General features: G+C 35.6%; 4 protein-coding genes. All 4 read left to right on the forward strand.

From position 1 onward, the window contains the following. The coding region (locus OCV54_RS14590; RefSeq protein WP_055224726.1) for a hypothetical protein at window positions 1-682 on the forward strand (682 nt) is incomplete at its 5' end. A gap of 12 nt (window positions 683-694) precedes the next feature. Next, complete coding sequence (locus tag OCV54_RS14595; RefSeq protein WP_055147993.1) at window positions 695-910, forward strand: hypothetical protein; 216 nt, start codon at window positions 695-697, stop codon at window positions 908-910. A 1,408-nt stretch (window positions 911-2,318) separates the two neighbouring features. Further along, the gene (locus OCV54_RS14600; RefSeq protein WP_055224727.1) at window positions 2,319-3,386 is read left to right on the forward strand and encodes a hypothetical protein; all 1,068 of its coding nucleotides are present in this window, start codon (window positions 2,319-2,321) and stop codon (window positions 3,384-3,386) included. A gap of 13 nt (window positions 3,387-3,399) precedes the next feature. Further along, complete coding sequence (locus OCV54_RS14605; RefSeq protein WP_165852808.1) at window positions 3,400-3,624, forward strand: EsaB/YukD family protein; 225 nt, start codon at window positions 3,400-3,402, stop codon at window positions 3,622-3,624. Window positions 3,625-3,628: the final 4 nt, after the last annotated feature.

Genomic DNA, 3,628 nt, shown 5'->3' on the forward strand with positions numbered 1-3,628 from the left:
GGCAGAGTGTGCAATAACATCATTTGTTTTGCGGTCAGTTTTTGAGGGTGGAAAGTCATCGTCAAAAGCAGATGGAAAGAATAGGGTTATGTCTACTAGCAAAGGGCGGGTGGAGTCTGAAAGAAGTATTACTTGTGAGGGTGGAAGATATTCGAACTTAGGTAATATGTCATTTGAGGATGGAAAGCAATATTCATCGTGGAGTAAACTTAGAGAAGAGGGATTGTCACTTGAACAAGTAGAAAAAATAAAAGGCACACCAAAGGGACAGAAACCATTACCAGAAACTTATTTGAGTGAGGAATATATTAATAATCATCTAAATTCATTCAAGAAAAGTGGTGCGGTAAAAATAATGCCAAGTGAGCTATCAGGAACAATTGGTGGTAAAGGTGGTACATTTGTAATGTCTGGGGATGAACTAAGTGAAATAATTCGAAACGCAGATGGGGATGTGGCTAAAATAGAAAGTGTTTTGGGATTAGACAAAGGATATTTAGGAAGTAATCCTGTTATAGTGACAATTCAGGACACATCTAGTTTAAGACTTCCATCTGGCAATGAATTAGGTGCATGGCCGGAATACTGGGAACCAGGCGGCTATACAAGTGGTGGAATAAAAGAAGCAGTTATTAATCCGGCGAAAGAAGGAACATATACATATAAACATTTATTTGAATAGAGGTGCTTTAAAATGAAGTTAATTATAGAAGATGAGGGTATTAGTCTACTGGAAAACAAAGGGCAATATTATCTTCAGTATGATGCAGGAGCGCATATGATAAAGAAAAAAAGAATTGAAATTACAAATGAAGAGGCGGAGTTATGCCAATTAGATGTTGAAGAAATGTATAATCTTATTTTGCAATATCAAAATGATGGTGTATATGGTGAAGATGTAGTTGAATAAAATATATAAATTTAATTATGGTTATACTTTAGGACTCCAAAACCCCTAACTCAAAAAGCTATTTTAATTTCTGTCTGTTCACGAAGTGAATGACATACAGAGATTAATAATAGCTTTTTGTCATTTACCTAAAGGGGAAAGGACACCTTATGGCGAAATTTGCCCCCAGGTATACAAAAGGATTTGTCTGACAATTTATTTCTAAGGTACGGTAAATCATTGATTTTACTGACTTTATTGCAAGCAGACAGATTTCATTCTTTCACAGAACTATTGTTTGCTAAAATACTCATAAATACTGTGAAATAGCCATTTTCAGCAATTGATATAAAATTATAACAAAAGATTTCGTTACAAGTTTGGCTGGTATCTACAACAGTATATTTTTATGAAAGTATATGCCAAAATCAAGACAATTCAACTAATTGTTAAGAAAATGCCTTATTCTGATATCTTGAATAATTTTAAGACCTAGGATAAGAAATTTAATCAGTATTGGTGTATTCATAAAACGCATATAAGTTGTTATCCTTGGAAACAGAGACAGGATTAGTAAGATTGGCATCTTTGCATATGCTGGTGCTACCCAGCCATATGGCACAGCACAGGGGGATGTCTGTTGCGGGTATTGATGGTATATCAAAAACAGTCAGATAAATTTCAGCCTTTGAAGATTCACAGGTGCATGCGTATAATTGTTGTTTTGCCCGCATTATTGCTGATACTGACAGGCTAAGGGATTTTTAAGCTGTGAATGTTTCTGTTGTTGTTCGAAAGAAATTTGGCTGAGACAGATGCTAAGAAATATTACCATCTTGCGAGATGAAAAGTTTGCTAATACCTATTTGTATCGCATGTTAGGATGCTTGTACAGATGGGTATTTTTGTTGTGGTCATATATTTTGATATTCACAGGTATCGTTTCAATGTAGGCTGACAGCGAGAGACCTTGCTATCTGTATGTATCCAGTGCCAATGGGGTATCATCTCACAGTTGATTTCATATCAACTGCAATCGTTTTAATCTGAATTTCTTTGAAATGACCTAATCTTAATTCGTTATGATTTTATCTGAAATAAATTCCACTTGAGATTCTACAAAATATTATAAGGAACTTTTAATGGAACTGCCGATTTCAAGAGTGACAGAAAATCAGTGACAAAAAGTCACGAAATAATTATACGTATCCATTTTATTTTGAAATTTCCTGTTATCACTGACTTTTAAAGCTTTTTTTTAAAATAAGTTGTCGACTGATAAAATTCATACTCCATTTTTGTCACAACTGATATTGCAACTGTTTTCTCTGGCATGGATTAATTTATGGAACTTCCATTCTGTAAGATTCAGATATTTTTATATTTTTTGTAACAAGAAATCATCTGTTACAGATTGGTGGTGAGAGTGATGGTATATGGAATTATTTCAGCAAAAGATAATCAGACGAGCCTCGCTTATTTTAAGAGTAAAAAAGTTTCACAGCTTGAACCGGAAAATCTAAAGGGAAGAGGACTCATAAAGGTCGATGGAGAAGTAATGGAATTCCAGACAGCGATAGCTACGGATAGGTGCGATGATATGGAACGTATAGAGTTACTTCGCAATATGTGTGCATCTATGGCTGAAGGAGCTACTGAGGTAGCGGAAGGTGTTCCTGAAATTCCAGAAAAACCTACGTGGGAGATATTCAAGAGGCGTAATGATGTTGCACAGATGTGTAATGGATATATGCTGCCGATAGGATATGACAGTGTAAGTGCGGAGGGATATGGAATAGACCTTAGGAGAACATTCTGCTATACAATTACGGGCAGAGCAAGAACTGGTAAGAAAAATGTTATGCGGTTATTGATGAATGCAGCACTGATGAGAAATGCAGATATAGTTGTTATAGAACATGGTTCCAATGAGTTCAAGCTTGATTCGGAATTGTTGGGAGCAACGTATATAGATAGCGAAGCAGCACAGGCAGATTACTTTACAATGCTGGTTCCAGAATTTGTGGAGAGAAATAAGTTTAAAAATCAGGTAAAGGAACAAGGCTATGATGAGAATGAAATATATAGCCAGATGACCCGGTTTAAGGAAACATACATTTTTATTGCAGATATGGGAGCGTTTTTAAATACATTGTATTCGCCGAGTGAAGGCATTACAAGAATTGTCCCATTTATAGAGAATGTTGTAGAGAAAGGCGCTCTGCACAACATATTCATTATAGGGTTGATTGATACAGCAAGTCAGTCAGAATGTCGTGGACGAAAAGTATATGATGTTATGACTGGATATCATATGGGAATACAACTGGGTGGCAATTGTGCTGAAACTTCATTTTTTAATTTTACTAATCTATCATTTACAGAGGCAAATAAGATATACAAACCAGGTATAGGTATGATCCCACAGGATAATGATGATCGGAATGTATCGCAGATAATTATACCGTTATACAGGAGGCAGATAAAGCATGATTAAGTCCAGGTTGATTATGCCAGAAATAAATCAAGAATTTGATGTTCAATATAATGAGAATGCACAGGTTTGTGATGTGATAACGGATACTTTGGATGTTGTATCGCAGTATCTGCGAACAGGCTATGTGAATCGTGAGCACTGGGTATTAGTGTTACCGAGAGAAGGCATGGTTATGGATCCAGATAGAACCTTGAAAAGTTATCATGTTGAAAATGGCGATAAACTGATACTCATGTAGATGA

This window comes from Coprococcus aceti (genome assembly GCF_025567285.1).
In the GTDB taxonomy this organism is placed as follows: domain Bacteria; phylum Bacillota; class Clostridia; order Lachnospirales; family Lachnospiraceae; genus Coprococcus; species Coprococcus aceti.